We start from the raw sequence: 16,174 nt of genomic DNA, 5'->3' as shown, positions 1-16,174 counted from the left end.
CCAGCCCTCAAATTTTGCTCTGATTAACCCGCCGTGAAAGTTCTTCTGCAGACTCTTTTCGTTCGCTGTAGCGATCAACGAGATAGGCTGAGTTACCTCGGGTCAGCAGAGTAAATTTCACCAGTTCTTCCATCACATCCACGATCCGGTCGTAATAAGACGACGGTTTCATTCGTCCATCTTCATCAAATTCCTGCCAGGCTTTTGCCACAGAGGACTGATTCGGGATGGTGATCATCCGCATCCAGCGGCCAAGAATGCGCATCTGGTTTACGGCATTGAAAGACTGAGAGCCACCGCAGACCTGCATAACGGCCAGAGTCTTACCCTGCGAAGGGCGAACAGCGCCTTCTGATAACGGTATCCAATCAATCTGGGCTTTCATGATGCCGGTCATCGCACCATGGCGTTCAGGGGAACACCACACCATCCCTTCGGACCAACGAACCAGCTCGCGCAGTTCCATGACTTTAGGATGCGAGTCAGGCGCATCATCAGGAAGAGGCAAGCCAGAAGGATTGAAGATCCGCACTTCTGCGCCCATGGCGGTCAGTAACCTTGCCGCTTCTTCCGTTGCCAGTCGGCTGTAGGAACGTTCGCGCACAGAGCCGTACAACATGAGGATACGTGGAGGATGGGGAACGGCAGGAACACCGAATCTTGCCTCTGTGATTGAGGTGTCGAACAAACCCGAATCAACATTCTTAAGATCACCTGTCATTTTACTTCTCCGTCTTCTGGGGCAGGGGGAGGCAGTCGTTAGTCCCTGAGCAGCATTCTTCTGTCAGGAAGGCAATCAGAGCCTCAAGGTTTTCATATCGAGCGTGGCAAAAAAGCGTTCTGCCCTGACGTTCCTGGCGTACCAAAGAAACTGATATCAACGAGGAAAGATGATGGCTCAACGTAGACGCTGGGATTTCGAGCCGCTTCTGCAGTTCGCCAACCGGTAGCCCTTCATGCCCGGCTTTAACCAGCTCTCTGTATACGCTTAGGCGCGTAGGATGACCCAGCTCTTTCAGGGTTTCTGCTGCTTTCGAAAGCTCCATTTATATCTCATTTCTATATTTCCGGAATTATAGAATAATATCGTATCTTCCAATAAATACCAATAGTGAATGGGCCTTGCCCCTGAACATTTTGGATAAAGGGGGAGCATCATTGAGAAAAAGTGGGGAGTAGCTCTGCTCTTTTTCCCAGGAGTAAAACGGTTAGGCACAGATCGGAACTGATATTAGTGGCCGGTAAATAGCAGATATTCATCCATCATTTGCGTGAGGGATATGTTTTCCTCCTGCCGTCCAACCAGCCACAAGCCTAGATCTTCAGGTGCCTTACGTTTCAGGTTATCCAACCAGTCTTCCAGCGTCGCACCCATCATCAAATCGTACCAACATAGCCAGACCAGTTTGTGGCGATGCTCCGGTGAACTGAATTGGTGTAACAGGCTAATCAGCCTATTTGCCAGTGGGCGTTGTTTGAGGCGGATACATTCACTCAGTAATATCCCTTCCAACATTGGGTGGTGCAGTAAAGTTTTTTGCCTTGTCTCAAGGCTGATTTGCATATCAGTCAATACCGACACTGGCTCTGGATGCTGACTTCCGTAAATCAGTCGGTAAAGGCACTGTGGTACCACTGCAGTCATCTGCCCTGCGCCGGGAAAGTACAGACTGCCCACCATCAGATGGTGGCTGGCCTGAATATTGGGATGACACATGCCATTTATGATGGCCAGTTTTGTGAACCCGTTTAGCCAACGTTGATAGCTGACCAGCAAACTGTTATATCGCGTCTTTGTCTCTTTCATGGTGGATTATCCCTGGATACTGAATGACAGGCAGCCGCAAACCTCCGCTATGAGAGGATAAAGAGTTTGCCTGTCAGGAAAGTGATATGTAAGGAGAGGTATTTAGCTGCGTGATTCGTGGATTCTCGCCTGTAGCCAGGCTTCCACTTCACTCTGTAGCCATCGTGAACTTCGCCCCAGTTTGATGGGTTTTGGAAATATGCCATCTTTGATGAGTCGGTAAATCCACTTATCACTGACCCCCAGCAGGCGGGTGATGAAAGTCATATCAACGAACTGATCTTCAAGCAGGGAAGGTTTAATTGCCATGGTGAGATTCTCCGGTAGCTAAGTAAGTACCGGAGTCGTGTGATGAATCACTGTACCCTTCTCCGGCATAACAACCGGAACTGACGTAAAAAAGTGCGTCGTTTTATCGAAGCCCTCGCGGTCTGCCCAGTCCACTCGCGGGTGGTACCTCGTTGGCCCCGTAGTAAGTCTGCCCGTATTTTGATTTCTCCTTGGCGAGATAGCTGATGATGTAGCGCAGGTTGTCGATGGCTGCAGCATCATCGTAATTGACGGGGCGGGTGATATCGGCTTCGTAGCACTTCTTGGGATCACAGCGATTGTGGTACCCCTCACCCTGTGTAATCTTCTGCCAGGCAGCCCCCGCCTGTTCAGCCACCGGAAAGGTGGCCTGGTTATGGTGACCATCAAGATACATCACGATATGGGCATGGCATTTGTGTCGGGAAGTACACTCCAGTACCCAGAAGTGGCCCACGATGTTGCTCTCTAACATCAGATGTTCTGTTAACTGGCGTACCTCCCTTTCTGTCTCGTACCATCCGTGATGGTTATAACGCCATGTGTCATTCTGATAGAACACATCGAGTCTGAGGGGCTGAAGGCGGGAGTAACGTTCCAGTAGCTGATCAAGATGGTGGTTCAGTAACGACAACAGGAACCAGTTCATTGTGTATTTGCGATTCCAGGGCCAGGGAAAGTCCATGATTTAATCCTCTGTAGTGTGTGTACAAAGGAAGGTGGTGATATGTAATTTTTATGCAGGAAAGTCACAGTATTTCTGTTTACTGAGCAGTACTGTGGGGACAGAAGATATACAGACGGGGTAAGCGGATCACTGGGGAAGGGGATATGAAGAGGAAGTTCTTAAAACATGAAGACCTTAATTATACTAAAAACCCAAATGTTCGCTCCTGGTATCCAGGCTGTCCTGACAGCATCATATTCAGTATTTTTACGTGAGAGCATGTTACTATGAATTGATAACTAAAGAGAAAGAGCAATAGAATAAACTTGTTGATAATAAAGGTGTTTAAGGTTAATTGTTATGCACTTTTTCTAAAATGCTTAATAGGTGATTGGCATGTCAGAACGAATCACTTTCAATGTAACCAATTCTGAGACTCTGCGTGTTGTGGATGAATACAGCAAAAAACAGAAGATCTCACGATCGCAGGTTATTTCCACATTGCTGGATGCCACCGTTCCGGTACTGAAAGATATTAATCGCTATTATCAGCTTGCGGACGAACTTAAGGCCCGGCTACTGTCTGGTGTCTACCAGCAGGATTTGCCTCGCCGAAGAAATGTTGTAGCTGCTGAAAAGTATTGTATGGAGATCTGGGAGAGTAAGCTTCAGGTTGGAAAAGGGTACGACTTTGACAGCGTCAATGGCAAGGTGCATGTTCGCGAACATAAGCGACACCTCCGTCGGGATAATGCAGTTGGCAGGGTCGAAAATCGACATATCAAAGAGTTCTGTCAGTCGCTCCTGGAAAGATCAGAACAGGATGCCCGCTATGCCTGTTTTATCTATACCGAAAGGATTATTTTTGCTGATGTTGAAACCTCTGGACACTCTTCATCCCCAATAAAACTGGCAGCAGGTGATGCTGTAATTTTGCTGGCAAAAGATGTGGTTTTTAACGAGTTTTTCTTTGATATAGGTAAGGCGCTTTTTATTAATGTGGTTGATCTTATGTCATACGGTACAAGTGGTATCCCGGAGACGACAGGAGACCCACGTGTTCATTGCTGGGTGCCAATTCTGTTTAGTGGGAAAAATGCCGTGATAGTACCTGTGTACCTGATTGACCCTGCTACGGCCCCGACGTTAAGAAAACCAGACAACATCACAGTGGTTTACCAGGACAAAAAGTAACGTTGATTCTTGTTCCTGCCATGCCATGCGTTTTCATCTATCCCGTGGCAACCTCAGACTCATCTAGGTTGAATTACCTTGTGCAGGTGAAAGTCAGCAATGTGATAAAGAATATACAGTACTGAGCTGCAGGCATTCTGTCTGACATGAACCAGGGCTACAGGGGATATAACGAAGCGTTGAGGGCAGCAATATTGCTGCCGGGAAGACGCTCCCCCGGCAGAAACACAAATTAAATCGGCTTGTTGTGATCAGGAAGCATTCTACATAGTGTGTTGTCCTTCTGGACATAGTGATGAAGCAACGCCGCTGCCGCATGGAAAGCAATGAAGAAATATCCGGCATTACCCAGTGTTTCGTGAATATTTTTCAGTACTGACTTCACCAAAGGGTCGGGCGTAGCAAAAGGAGAAATAGTGAGCCCCAGAAAAATCCAGCTCTTACCGTTAATAGCCATCAGAGCGACCTCCAGTAATTTTCTCCGAAATGAATGCTGCATAGCCATGATCTTCTGTCGGATTATCGCGCTTCAGCGGCCAGTCGATATCGTCATCCTGCCGGGCGATATAACCATCAAGTGCCCCGTATTCAGGTTGCATAGACCCGTTGAACTCACAGCACGAAGCGGTTAGAACTAACTGAGCTGAAGGTCCGTTGTGAGCGAGAAGCGGACATTGCAGACTGCCCAGTAGAAAAAGTGCTATCAGAATTATCTAAAGGAAGATCGTATTTACCATGTCTCATTCTAACTGTTTAATAAATTACAAAAATTAAAATTTCCATTTAATATCATCGCGTTAAGCAAGAGAATTAAACCTCTCATTTAATTTATGATTCTTATTTAATTCATGAGTTGGTGTAAAAATAGGTTGCCGCACTATAGAAAGACACATATTTAAACCCAGCAGGAAATCATATTTGAAAGTAATGTGTTTAAGGGGCTGCGTAACAAGAACAGCAAGTAAACACATAGTAATAACAGTTACCATTCCCATTTCGCAAGTGGCCATATCAGAGGTGAACTAATGCCTGCTGCAATTTTAAGAATTAAGGTTATCCTAATAATTCTTTTGTATGATTAAGATCATCGATAAATTTACTAAGGACTCATTAATGAAATTGCGACTCTGGAATCTATTACCCCATGATTACGCTCCTTTTTTTCGTATTCTTCACATCATTGTGGCATTTCTAATATTATCACAAATTATTAACTCTAATCTGACAGAGACCGAAGCAATTGGTGAACATAGTCTTGAAGGAGTTATAACCTGGATGCACATTATTTCAGGGTTAGGACTGATTATTTGTGGTTTTATTATGTTAAGTTGGATGCTTACTCAAAGAGGTTTTACTTATTATTTTTCATGGGTAGGGCTTGACTTTAGTGGTATTAAGCAAGATATAAAAACGTTGACTAGTTTCCGACTGCCCGATGCACATTCGGGAGGTATTGCCAGTACAATCCAAGGATTTGGAGTTCTAGCATTGCTAATTGTAGCACTTTCAGGTGGCCTATGGTTCTTGTTGAATACCATGCAGTCAAATCTGGCTGAAACAGTAATCCACTGGCATAAGTTCTTTACTACTTTCATTGAGGTCTATTTTTATGCACATGGTGCAATGGGAGTTTTGCATATTTTAATTGAAAAATATAAAAGCCGCTCAGTTAACCTAAGTGACTAATCTGTTGTGAGATAATATTACTTCAAGTTGAAGAAAACCCTAAAAATAAAATTTAGTTTACTAGAAGATGAAACAGCACTTGCAGAGACTTTTTAATTAAATTTAATAAAAACGAAAAAATATTCATGGCGAAATGATTGTTTAATTATCTATCATGGATAGAATGTGAGTTAGTCGTCCTATTTTAGGAAGTTAATAATGACTAAAACAAAAGGGTTACCTCGTCCGCTGACGCACTACGCTTGGCTTTCCATTGCCACGGCTATTGCCACTATCGGACTCAAAGGTGTGGCGTGGAAAATGACCGGTTCGGTCGGTCTGCTATCTGATGCCATCGAATCCGTAGTTAACCTCGCAGGAGCCCTAATGGCGCTCTGGATGCTGACCTTGGCTGCGCTTCCGGCCGATGAGAACCATGCATATGGGCACGGCAAAGCCGAATATTTCTCGAGTGCTTTCGAAGGATTTCTGATCCTATTGGCGGCAGCCAGTATCGCCTATACCGCAGTTGAGCGGATGTTAACTCCACAGCCGCTTGAGGAGATTGGTCTCGGATTACTGGTTTCAACAGTCGCATCAATCCTTAATTTTGTGACGGCTCGCATTTTGTTAAGGGCTGGCAGGCAGCACAACTCTATCACTCTTGAGGCAGATGCTCATCACCTGCTGACCGATGTCTGGACGTCGGTCGGTGTCATTTTTGGTGTCGGACTGGTTTATCTGACCGGCTGGTTTTGGGTCGATCCGATCGTTGCATTGCTGGTCGCAGCCAACATCGTTTGGACTGGTTATCAGCTTATGAGTCGTTCAGCTGCAGGTCTGATGGACGTATCGCTACCCACGGAAGAACTCAAAAAAATCGAGTCACTGCTGGCAGGATATCGTGAACAGGGGCTTGATTTCCATGCACTACGTACACGCCAGGCTGGCGGGCGGGCGTTTATGACAATGCACATCCTAGTTCCTGGGCGATGGACTGTTCAATATGGGCACGACTGGGCCGAGCGTATAGAGAATGATATCCGCACCGCACTGCCTTTTATCCATATCACCACTCATGTGGAACCGTTGGAAGATCCCGCGTCAATGAACGACCAAACGCTCGACATTTCTGATCACTAAACTAACCACATGTCGCTGGTCGGGCAGGGTAACAAACCTCGCTCTACAAAAATTTCAGGTATTCTCTATAATTCTGAGGGTACTTGATGTGACCTGCGCCCAATTGTTGGGCACGCAATATTTTTAAAAAGTCCGCTTCTGGCACAGGGCTGCTGTTGCAGCCCTGATAACCTTAGACTTCAATCGATTCAGAAATCTCTAACGCATCATCGACTTCAATGCCCAGATAACGGACTGTGCTTTCCAGTTTCTTATGACCCAACAGAAGTTGGATCACCCGGAGATTCTTGGTTTTCTTGTAGATCAGGTAAGGTTTTGTTCTTCTCATGGAATGTGTGCTGTAAAGCGTCTCTTCGAGACCAAGCTTTGCTACCCACCCATGAAAGATTCGGTTGTATTGCCGGGTTGAAATATGCTGGTTAGTTCCGATCCGAGACCGAAACAAGAAGTCTTTACTGTGCAAATTGCCAAGCTTTATCAATGCAGCAACAGCTTCTCTTGTCCCTTTGGTTATCTCAAATTGCACAGGGCTACCGGTTTTCTGTTGCAATACCGTTGCTCTGCTCGAAACAGAGCTACCATATGCAACATCAGATACTTTGAGTTTGACCAGATCACAGCCTCGAAGCTTACTGTCCAGTGCCATATTGAACAGAGCTAAATCGCGCGTTTTACCTTCCAGTTCAAGTCGGATTCGGATACCCCAGATATGAGATATCTGAAGTGGCCTTTTTTGGCCTATGATACGGTCTTTGTTCCACGGTGACGTGTTCATACTCAAATCTCCTGCAATGTGGGAGATTTGAGTATGGTTGTCCCTTATGAGCGATCTGCTGACATTACCAGCATAGTGGCGTATTAATCATCTAGGAGCAGGTCACAATCTCAGCCATCAAGCTCTGGACTAACCCAACTGCGAAACGCTGCAGACTAACAAGACCATCTTCGTCGTCCTCGCCGTAGAAACGTGTGAAGGCAACCGATCGCACCTTCTCATAGTCTTCACCATGTTCATCGCCTCCAAAACGCTTGGCGAGCGCCGCCAGCACGTACTTCAAAGACTCTTGGTCCTCCTCTGAACGAATAGAGCTATGACTTCGCTAGAGACAAAGTCGCTTACTTAGCTTCCCTGTTTCGATGTTGCAACTCACATATTTTTAACTTTCAGAATGTGTTACCCAATAGTTCGTGCTAATGCTACTATTTGTATTCAATCGGATTAATGATGTTGTTACGCGAGTCCATTGAACTAAACATAAGGGAGTATATGGGGTTAGCTGAAACATTAGTTAGTATTCCGCAGTCTGAAAGAGGCGGTGAGATTGCTCAACGTGGGTTTGACTATCAAACTTGCTGGGCTTTATCTCAAATGCTGGAATATGAACTAGATGAAAAGAACTATGTGTTTATCTTCGAATATCATGATGATGTTCTTATTCTTGATGACGAAGTTTCTCCAACACAACTCACATTTGCTCAAGTAAAAACAAGAGAGAAACACTGGACTGCATCCACTCTTAGTAATAGCACCAAGAAGAACCCCATATCTATCATCGGTAAGTTATTTATTCATCAAAAGAATTTCGCCGAATATTCACCCAAGCTCCTTTTTGTTACTAATGCTTCTTTCAATCTATGTGAGGAAAACGGTGGTAAGTCTTGTTTTGGTGCAAATGAAGTCAAAGTGGAGTATCAGACGAGCTTTAAGAAAGCAATCAAAGATCAAGTAAAGCTTGATGACTCCAGTATCGATCTTTCTGTTATGCGTTTCGTTCAATCCTCATTAAGCCTAGATGACCACATTACACATCTAAAAGGTAAACTATGCGATTTCCTTAGCAAGAAGTTTGGCGATAGCATTAGCCTGAGTGTTAATGCATTAGCTTCTTTGCTTGAACAGGCGTGTCGAGAAAAATCCAAGGTAAAATCCGCAGATATTATTAATTTTCCTGAACTTATCTCACGAAAGGGTTTCTCATCAGAAGCATTGAATGGTGTGCTTGATTCCTTGAATGCAAGTAATAGTTTAAAGCCTGATTGGGACAAAGCTAGTCCCCTATTCAATGATCTTGGCAAAACATCGCTTCAGCTCATTATCCTGCAAGCCATGTTCTCACAAGTTTGCATCGACCTTAACCAAAACAAAAAAAATCCTTCGACTGTATATCTAGAATATGCAATTAGCCTTTACGATGAGGCGAGTGCTCACTCGGATTTGAAATTATATCTAACTGAAACCATGTACAAAATTGATGCACTTTGTCCAGATTATGCATTGACTTTAAAGTCAGGGAAGAAAGAATGCATAGTTATTTACTCAATAATCCAGAAGCTCTTAGAGGGAGGTGAATAATGAAAAGCATATACTTTAAAAGTGCTCATATATTATCCCTTCGCGATAAGAAAGGATTCTCCTTCAAGTTCTCACCTGATATTAATATCATTACAGGTGAGAACGACACAGGTAAGTCTAGCTTTATTAAGAGCTTATATCATACATTAGGTGCTGATGTTCGACTGGATAAAAAGTGGAAAGAAGATAACTTTGTTTCAAAAGTTGTTATTTGTGTTAATAATCGTGACTATGCGTTTCTTCGCCACGAAAAACGTATTTCCATTTTCGATATAACAGCAGGACAAGAGCATCACTTAGTGACCTCTAGCTCTCGTGCAGAGATTGCATTAGCTGTGCGTGATGTCTTTGATTTCAATTTGGAGCTTGTGACTAAAACTAATTTGGTTCAGGGACAAGCACAACCAGCAAGTCTTTATCTCCCTTACTATATTGATCAAGATAACGGTTGGGGGAAGGTTTTAGATTCATTTAGCAGTTTGGCTATGTATGAGGACTGGCAAAAAAATATCTTGAATTTTCATACTGGTGTAAAACCAAAGGAGTACTATACTTTACAAGGAAAGATTAATTTAATTGATATCGATCTTGTTGAAATCCGAACGACGTTAAAAGCTCTAAAGAGAGCTAAAAAGCGATTCGAAGAGTCATTTGGAAGAGTACTTTTCGATGTGGATGTAAAATATTATGAAGAGCTGCTGGAACGTTTCCTTCGTAAGTGCCAAGACTTACATCAAGAAGAAACAGAATACAGAATTAAGCTCATAAAAATATTATCTCTACGAGATGAATTAGTAACAGAAATAGAGGAATCAAAAAGACAGCTCGATGAAAATGATATAGATTCTTTGCTACCATCGGCAGGCTTAGAAGCGAGATATGTAGTACTTGAGAATAAAGAAAAGCTATTGCAAATCATACCAAAGTTGTATGAGGAAAAATCTGTATATGATGATCAACTCTCTAAAATTAAAGAAGATTTGAAACAGGCTATAAGCTTAAGCTCAGAACTCAAAAACATGCTTCTGGAAGTCAAAGAGCAACTGACTCTTCAAGACGTTATTAAGTCTCAAGCAAGTAAGCAGGTTGAGGTAACTTTCGATGAGCAAATTAACGAATTACTGCTAAAAATAGGCGAATTGGATGTTGCTAGAACTCAGCTTTCAAAAGAAATAGCAAAGTTCGAAGATAAAAAGCGAGCAAAAGAAATCAATGATAAGTTTAAAGAGTCACTGAAGTTTGCGCAAACTGAGTTAGGTATCAAAGATCCTAAAGTTGGAACTATTCTTCAATATGGTCCGATTTCTAAGAGCGAAACAGGCAGCCGTGCTCCAAGGTCAATATTGGCTTATCACTATGCTCTTCTAAAAACAATAGAAGATAAATCGACAAGTCCTATGCTTCCAGTAGTAATTGACTCGCCTAAACAACAAGATCCAGATCCGCGCACAACAAAAAAGTTATTCGATTTATGTATTAATGGTTTATCAACTAATAGCCAGCTAATTATCGGCTCAGTTTCATTTGAAAGAGAAACGAATCAGTTTAAAACACTTATTATGACTGAAAAATACAGTCTGCTAAAATCAGAGCTTTACAATCAGGTTTATCAAGAGATTATGCCTCTTTATGAACGAGCTGCGTTATCATAATCTGATCATTTATATGGGAACACGCTCATCACTATGAGTGTGTCTCCTCATAGTTACGCTAGCTATCAATTAAATTAGCCTATTCAATTGACCAGCTCTTCATTGATCAACAATAAGTGCTATTAGCTACTTCAGCTTTCGGCACAGAGAGGACGAGATGGCTGGTTTGAAGGTCCGCTGTGAGCGAAAAGCAGGCGCTCCGAAAGCAGCAAGACATAACAGCAATCTTGCGCTCATCGTTATTACCGCATGCCTTAAAACGGCATGCGGGTGGTGGCGGATGTCACTTACCTCTCTGCAGCCACGCGATATTGCTAGCGCAAGCTATTCTTACTGAACTCACTACGTTCCTGATGGATTTGAAATCAGCAGCCGCCAACCTCCGTCAACGCTTCGCAACAACACCTGCGTTGCTGTACCGGACTCTTCGTGCAGTGTTCTATCCTTGGTGGTTATGGTCAAAGTCCAGTCAATAATAAGCAGAGCAATTTCACCGGCGGAGAGGATCGAGCGGATATGGTTTCTGATAACTGGCTGGGATGATGTCAGTGACAAAAAAGTGTCCCGAAGCTTTTCAGGATCGCTTTCGATGACCACACCATCAGTCATTTTCATAGTGGCACGGTTACTGAACAGAGCCAGCAGGTCATCAACCCTGCCTGCATTGAAAGCATCATCAAACGCGGCTATCGTTTCGACAGGCGAATGGTAGACTGCTGTCCCCCCTTCAATGGCGGCTGTAAATTTTAACAGGTGGCTGGCGACCTCTGTAGGGGCCTCCAGAGGCAAGAGATGTCCGACGTCTGGAATAATATACATTGATGCATGTGAAATAAGGGGCAGCAATTCTCTTTGCAGAGTAGCCGGAAGGTCTACACGATCCAACTCCCCTGAAATGACCGTCACAGGGACATTAATTGAGGCCACTTCCTGGGTAATGTCTTCGCCGATAGCCGTATTAGGCCAGCCTTCTTTGGCCTCGGATGAGGCCCTCAAACTGTCCTCGATTACCTGTTCACGCAGAGCAGAACTTAGTGCCCCCGCTGTCAGGACATTATCAATCACAAAGCCGACAGATTCGCGGCTGTTATATGCGCTGGATAACGTATCGCGCTGCTCAGGCGTGAGACGCATAGGTGAAGGTGGAGAGGGAGCGATAAGCATCAGGCCTTCAAGACCTGCAGGCCGACGCGACGCCATCAGTTGGGCAACTTTTCCCCCCATCGAATGGCCAATAAGAATGTAGCGTTTAAGCTCAAGCGCTGAAATAACCCCTTCGGCATCCCGAGCAAGGTCACCAATTCGGTATCCTGATTTAGGTGCGTCTGAGCCCCCCCAGCCCCGGTGGTCGATTGCAACTGTGCGGTAGTGGTCAGGTAACTGACTTATCACGCTCTCCCATGTACGGGATGAACCGCCATAATAATGCAAAAATACCAGTGCAATTTCACCGCTGCCCTGTTGCTCAATGTGGATACCCGTTCCATTCACCTTAATTTTCATCGTCTCATGCCTCTTCATGTCATTAAGGTAATGGTAATTGCTGTCATGAGTGATGATAATCAGCGTAATTGTGTCGACAGCCGATACTCTGATTATCGAATGGTGGTAAGTTATGGACAGGTTCACCAGCATGCAGATTTTTATCGCGGCAGTGGATGAAGGCAGTTTCGCCGCCGCCGCGAGACGTTTTAAGCTTTCGGCTGCAATGGCAGGAAAGCATGTCAGCGCTATAGAATCTGATCTAAATGTACGACTTCTTCAGCGTTCAACACGCCGTCTTAGCCTGACGGATGCCGGTGAGCGGTATTATGAACGTTGCAAAGTTATTCTTGAGGTTCTTGAGGATGCGAACCGGGAAGCCAGTGATGTTCAGAAAACACCGAAGGGGTTGCTTCGCGTTGCAGCACCGGTCGCCTTCGGTGCAATGCATCTTGGTAGGATCGTATCACGCTACCTGGAGCAATTTCCGGAGGTCAGTCTGGACGTTGTACTGGAGGATAAATACGCCGATCTGCTCGAAAATCGAATCGATGTTGCCATCCGAGTTGGGCGTTTTGAGGATCCGACACTGGTTACGCGGCGGCTGGCACCTTGCAGGATGGTTTTGTGCGCTTCACCGGAGTATTTGAAAAAACATGGCACACCAGAGACGCCGGATGATCTTTCCCGTGCGCCTCGACTGGCGTTCAGCCAGGCGGTTTCAGCGGGAGACTGGACGATTTATGATGCACAAGGCAGGCCGCACAGTATTGAAGGCCCATGCCGTATGACTGCCAATAACATTCAGTTGCTTCTTGAATCCGTACTGGCCGGAACAGGCATTGCTTACGGGCCCAACTTTGTTTTTGGCGAGCATATTAAGCAGGGCAAGCTGATAAAGCTGCTGCCAGCATACCGGACGACTGAACTTACTATTCAGGCTGTTTATCCCAGCGCGATCCGTATTCCTTTCAAGGTTCGCAGCTTTGTTGATTTTATTGCTAAAGCGTTAGGAGATACACCGCTGTGGGGAGAAGAAAATTGAAATATGCAAGAAGTAACATCCGCTTCTGGCACAGAACGGCCTATCAGCATTCTAAAAATATTCAGATATATATCATTCCCCTGAACATACCTCATTAAAGGCAGAACCTCACGGTCTTGCCTTTTTTGTTTTCATTTCAGAGGAGCAGTAATGAATCAATTTGAAGGTTTACAGTCACTGCAGCATTCGCTTTCTAACCTGCCGCACTGGGCATCAGAGCGTATTCTGCAGCAGATAAATCAGCTTACTGACTATGAGCCGGTGATTGGCATCATGGGTAAAACTGGCTCGGGCAAGAGCAGCTTATGTAATGCCCTGTTTACCGGTGAGATTTCACCGGTCAGCGATGTGACCGCCTGCACACGCGAACCCTTACGCTTTCGCCTGCAAGTGGGGAAGCGCTTTATGACGCTGGTGGATTTACCCGGCGTCGGGGAGTCTGAGCGCCGGGATACAGAGTATGCCACGCTGTACCGTAAACAGCTCCCCCAGCTGGATCTGGTTCTGTGGTTGATTAAGGGTGATGATCGGGCGCTGGCCGTAGATGAACATTTTTACCGGCAGGTGATTGGTGAAGCATACCGGCATAAGGTGTTGTTTGTTATCAGCCAGTCTGACAAGGTTGAACCCACCTGCGGTGGTGAAAAGCTGTCTACAGAGCAGAAACGAAATATCAGCCTCAAAATCTGTCTGCTGCATGAGTTGTTCCAACCTGTAAACCCTGTCTGTGCGGTGTCGATACGTTTGCAGTGGGGGCTGCGGATGATGGCTGAGCGGATGATTCGTTGCTTGCCACGGGAGGCCAGTAGTCAGGTGGCAGTACAACTCAGTGCGCCACTTCGTACCGATGCCGTTAATAAAAAAGCCCGTGACGATTTTGGTGAAACGGTCGGCTCGGTACTGGATACAGTAAGTTCCATGCCCCTGATACCGGCCCAGGTTCGGTCAGTCATCCAGTCTGTGCGCGACATCGTGGTATCAGTCGCCCGTGCAGTCTGGAATTTCTTCTTCTGAACATTAACCCTTCTAACCCGTAGTTTCCTGAGCCCTGCCGCGATTTTGCGGCGGGGCTTTTTGTATTTAATTTTCCATCATGAGGAGTCTGCTTATGACCCGTCTGGCTTCGCGCTTTGGCGCAGCAAACCTTATTCGTCGTGACCGTCCGTTAACCCAGGAAGAGCTGTTTCGTGTAGTGCCCAGTGTCTTCAGCGAGGAGAAGCATGCGTCTCGTAGCGCACGGTATACCTGGATACCAACCATTACCGTTCTTGAAAATCTGCAGTGTGAAGGCTTTCAGCCTTTCTTTGCCTGCCAGACCCGGGTGCGTGACCCAGGGCGTCGCGAGCATACAAAGCATATGTTACGTCTGCGCCGGGAGGGACAAATTACTGGCAAGCAAGTCCCAGAAATCATTCTGCTCAATTCTCATGACGGCACCAGCTCGTATCAGATGTTACCGGGATTATTCCGTGCGGTATGCCAGAACGGGCTTGTCTGCGGTGAATCGTTCGGCGAGGTGCGGGTACCGCACAAAGGAGATGTCGTGAGTCAGGTGATTGAGGGGGCGTATGAAGTGCTGGGTATTTTTGACCGTGTGGAAGAGAAGCGGGATGCCATGCAGTCGCTGATGCTGCCGCCACCTGCACAACAGGCTCTGGCACAGGCTGCACTGACGTACCGTTTTGGTGAGGACCACCAGCCGGTGACAGCACCTCAGATACTCTCCCCACGCCGCTGGCAGGATGAGAGCAATGACCTGTGGACCACATACCAGCGTATTCAGGAGAACCTGATTAAGGGCGGGCTCAGTGGCCGGAGTGCAAAAGGTGGGCGAACACATACCCGCGCCGTGCGTGGTATCGACGGCGATGTGAAGCTCAACCGGGCTCTCTGGGTGATGGCGGAAGCGATGCTGAGTGGGTTTCAGTCCTGAGCTTGTTATCAGCATGTTGGGAAAGGACACTCCCTGTCCGTTTTACCTCCATTGGATTGAGTGTTTTATCACCGTATTTCACGGTGCGCCGCGTTGGGCTTGCCTCCGGTGGCAGATAAAAAATAGTTCATTCCATGTCCATACCCTGTCCGCCCCCCTCTTTAGAATCATTTCATATTCAGTCAGTTAATTATTACGGAGATTTGAGATAACACAGGCAGAGCGCCGTCACGACCGACTGGCTGTCAGGCTGTCACTGATAATCAGCCGCCTGGTTGCCGGTGAGACGCTGAACATGGCCCGGCTGGCTGCAGAGTTTAGTGTGTCAGTCCGTACCCTGCGACGGGATTTTCGCGAACGGCTGATGTATCTGGACCTGGAGTATCGACGAGGGCAATGCCGCCTGCGCAGCACCAGTGGGGGCGTACAGGGTGAGCTGGATGCGCTGACCTTTGCTCACCGGTCCGGACTGGCCGATATCTTTCCGGGGCTGGACCGGCGTCTGGCGGGCATGCTGCTCACAGCAGGAGGGATGCCCTGTCTGGTGTGGCAACCGCCACAGACTATATCACCGGCCACCTCACTGGTGTTCTACCGTCTCGTCAGTGCTATTACCGCCTGCCAACGGGTACTGCTGCTGGCTGAGGGAGAGCGCTGTGACGGACTGGCCCCGTACCGCCTGATATCACTCGACGGCTGCTGGTACCTCACCGGTGAACTTAACGGGCATATCACCGTGCATCCACTGGCGACCATCCATGCGGTGACAGTCCTCAATACAACTTTCACCCCGCTAAAACGTCTCAGCCAGTTAACCACACAGGCGGGCTTTATCCGGGCCCTTCCGCACTTCAGCTGTATCCGTGAAGTCCTGTCTCCTGGGCCCTCAGAGGAGGAGCCGGGCAACACACTGATTTAATTACC

The 16,174-nt window shown here is 46.3% G+C and carries 18 protein-coding genes and 1 pseudogene; 9 read left to right on the top strand and 10 right to left on the bottom strand.

The window, feature by feature from the left end:
- Positions 1-7 precede the first annotated feature (7 nt).
- The 5 genes from arsH to JEP36_RS03195 all read right to left on the bottom strand — a co-directional run bounded on the left by arsH (position 8) and on the right by JEP36_RS03195 (position 2,801).
- On the bottom strand, positions 8-721 hold the full coding sequence (arsH, locus tag JEP36_RS03215) for an arsenical resistance protein ArsH (RefSeq protein ID WP_000145398.1): 714 nt from the start codon (positions 719-721) through the stop codon (positions 8-10).
- 1 nt (position 722) lies between these two features.
- The gene (locus tag JEP36_RS03210) at positions 723-1,046 is read right to left on the bottom strand and encodes an ArsR/SmtB family transcription factor (protein WP_000423544.1); all 324 of its coding nucleotides are present in this window, start codon (positions 1,044-1,046) and stop codon (positions 723-725) included.
- A gap of 185 nt (positions 1,047-1,231) precedes the next feature.
- Complete coding sequence (locus tag JEP36_RS03205) at positions 1,232-1,807, bottom strand: hypothetical protein (protein ID WP_000665320.1); 576 nt, start codon at positions 1,805-1,807, stop codon at positions 1,232-1,234.
- Positions 1,808-1,909: 102 nt separating this feature from the next.
- Entirely contained in the window at positions 1,910-2,116 is a 207-nt protein-coding gene (locus tag JEP36_RS03200; protein WP_000985661.1) for a helix-turn-helix transcriptional regulator, read from the bottom strand.
- Between the two features lie 103 nt (positions 2,117-2,219).
- Entirely contained in the window at positions 2,220-2,801 is a 582-nt protein-coding gene (locus tag JEP36_RS03195; protein WP_000347296.1) for an inovirus-type Gp2 protein, read from the bottom strand.
- 378 nt (positions 2,802-3,179) lie between these two features.
- Between JEP36_RS03195 and JEP36_RS03190 the strand changes: the two genes are divergently transcribed.
- Entirely contained in the window at positions 3,180-3,977 is a 798-nt protein-coding gene (locus tag JEP36_RS03190; RefSeq protein ID WP_000003883.1) for a hypothetical protein, read from the top strand.
- Positions 3,978-4,209: 232 nt separating this feature from the next.
- On the opposite strand, the pseudogene JEP36_RS03185 reads toward JEP36_RS03190, so the two are convergent.
- Positions 4,210-4,452 (bottom strand): annotated as a pseudogene (locus JEP36_RS03185) (cytochrome b/b6 domain-containing protein); the annotation flags it as partial.
- Positions 4,424-4,576 carry a hypothetical protein gene (locus JEP36_RS03180; protein WP_156123960.1) on the bottom strand — a complete coding sequence of 51 codons (153 nt, stop codon included), beginning with the start codon at positions 4,574-4,576 and terminating at the stop codon, positions 4,424-4,426. The pseudogene JEP36_RS03185 and the gene JEP36_RS03180, both read right to left, overlap by 29 nt.
- Positions 4,577-5,090: 514 nt before the next feature.
- Between JEP36_RS03180 and JEP36_RS03175 the strand changes: the two genes are divergently transcribed.
- Complete coding sequence (locus JEP36_RS03175) at positions 5,091-5,663, top strand: cytochrome b/b6 domain-containing protein (protein ID WP_001515348.1); 573 nt, start codon at positions 5,091-5,093, stop codon at positions 5,661-5,663.
- 198 nt (positions 5,664-5,861) lie between these two features.
- Positions 5,862-6,785: a cation diffusion facilitator family transporter gene (locus JEP36_RS03170; protein WP_000167917.1), complete on the top strand. Its 924-nt coding sequence runs from the start codon at positions 5,862-5,864 to the stop codon at positions 6,783-6,785.
- A gap of 172 nt (positions 6,786-6,957) precedes the next feature.
- On the opposite strand, the gene JEP36_RS03165 is transcribed toward JEP36_RS03170, so the two are convergent.
- Positions 6,958-7,560, bottom strand: coding sequence for a site-specific integrase (locus tag JEP36_RS03165; RefSeq protein WP_016538085.1), 603 nt, complete (start codon positions 7,558-7,560; stop codon positions 6,958-6,960).
- A 91-nt stretch (positions 7,561-7,651) separates the two neighbouring features.
- Complete coding sequence (locus tag JEP36_RS03160; RefSeq protein WP_000878752.1) at positions 7,652-7,834, bottom strand: hypothetical protein; 183 nt, start codon at positions 7,832-7,834, stop codon at positions 7,652-7,654.
- 218 nt (positions 7,835-8,052) lie between these two features.
- Between JEP36_RS03160 and JEP36_RS03155 the strand changes: the two genes are divergently transcribed.
- A complete protein-coding gene (locus JEP36_RS03155) occupies positions 8,053-9,138 on the top strand; it encodes a DUF4297 domain-containing protein (RefSeq protein WP_000521770.1) in 1,086 nt (361 codons plus the stop codon).
- Positions 9,138-10,790, top strand: a complete 1,653-nt coding sequence (locus tag JEP36_RS03150; RefSeq protein WP_001575467.1) for a hypothetical protein — start codon at positions 9,138-9,140, stop codon at positions 10,788-10,790. Before JEP36_RS03155 ends, JEP36_RS03150 begins: the two co-directional genes overlap by 1 nt.
- A gap of 342 nt (positions 10,791-11,132) precedes the next feature.
- Here the strand turns inward: JEP36_RS03150 and JEP36_RS03145 are convergent, their stop codons facing one another.
- A complete protein-coding gene (locus tag JEP36_RS03145) occupies positions 11,133-12,425 on the bottom strand; it encodes an alpha/beta fold hydrolase (RefSeq protein ID WP_004958618.1) in 1,293 nt (430 codons plus the stop codon).
- Between JEP36_RS03145 and JEP36_RS03140 the strand changes: the two genes are divergently transcribed.
- From JEP36_RS03140 to JEP36_RS03125, 4 genes are all read left to right on the top strand, one after another.
- On the top strand, positions 12,424-13,317 hold the full coding sequence (locus JEP36_RS03140; RefSeq protein ID WP_004958616.1) for a LysR family transcriptional regulator: 894 nt from the start codon (positions 12,424-12,426) through the stop codon (positions 13,315-13,317). The two genes, JEP36_RS03145 and JEP36_RS03140, sit on opposite strands and share 2 nt — an antisense overlap.
- Positions 13,318-13,467: 150 nt before the next feature.
- On the top strand, positions 13,468-14,331 hold the full coding sequence (locus JEP36_RS03135) for a GTPase family protein (RefSeq protein WP_001071225.1): 864 nt from the start codon (positions 13,468-13,470) through the stop codon (positions 14,329-14,331).
- 94 nt (positions 14,332-14,425) lie between these two features.
- Entirely contained in the window at positions 14,426-15,250 is an 825-nt protein-coding gene (locus JEP36_RS03130; RefSeq protein ID WP_000197385.1) for a DUF932 domain-containing protein, read from the top strand.
- A 208-nt stretch (positions 15,251-15,458) separates the two neighbouring features.
- A complete protein-coding gene (locus tag JEP36_RS03125) occupies positions 15,459-16,169 on the top strand; it encodes a hypothetical protein (RefSeq protein WP_024198336.1) in 711 nt (236 codons plus the stop codon).
- Positions 16,170-16,174: the final 5 nt, after the last annotated feature.

Source organism: Proteus sp. PR00208, assembly GCF_016238545.1.
Classification (GTDB): domain Bacteria; phylum Pseudomonadota; class Gammaproteobacteria; order Enterobacterales; family Enterobacteriaceae; genus Proteus.
Note: the sequence above shows the minus strand (reverse complement) of the source record. Positions and strands in the feature narration are given on the sequence as shown.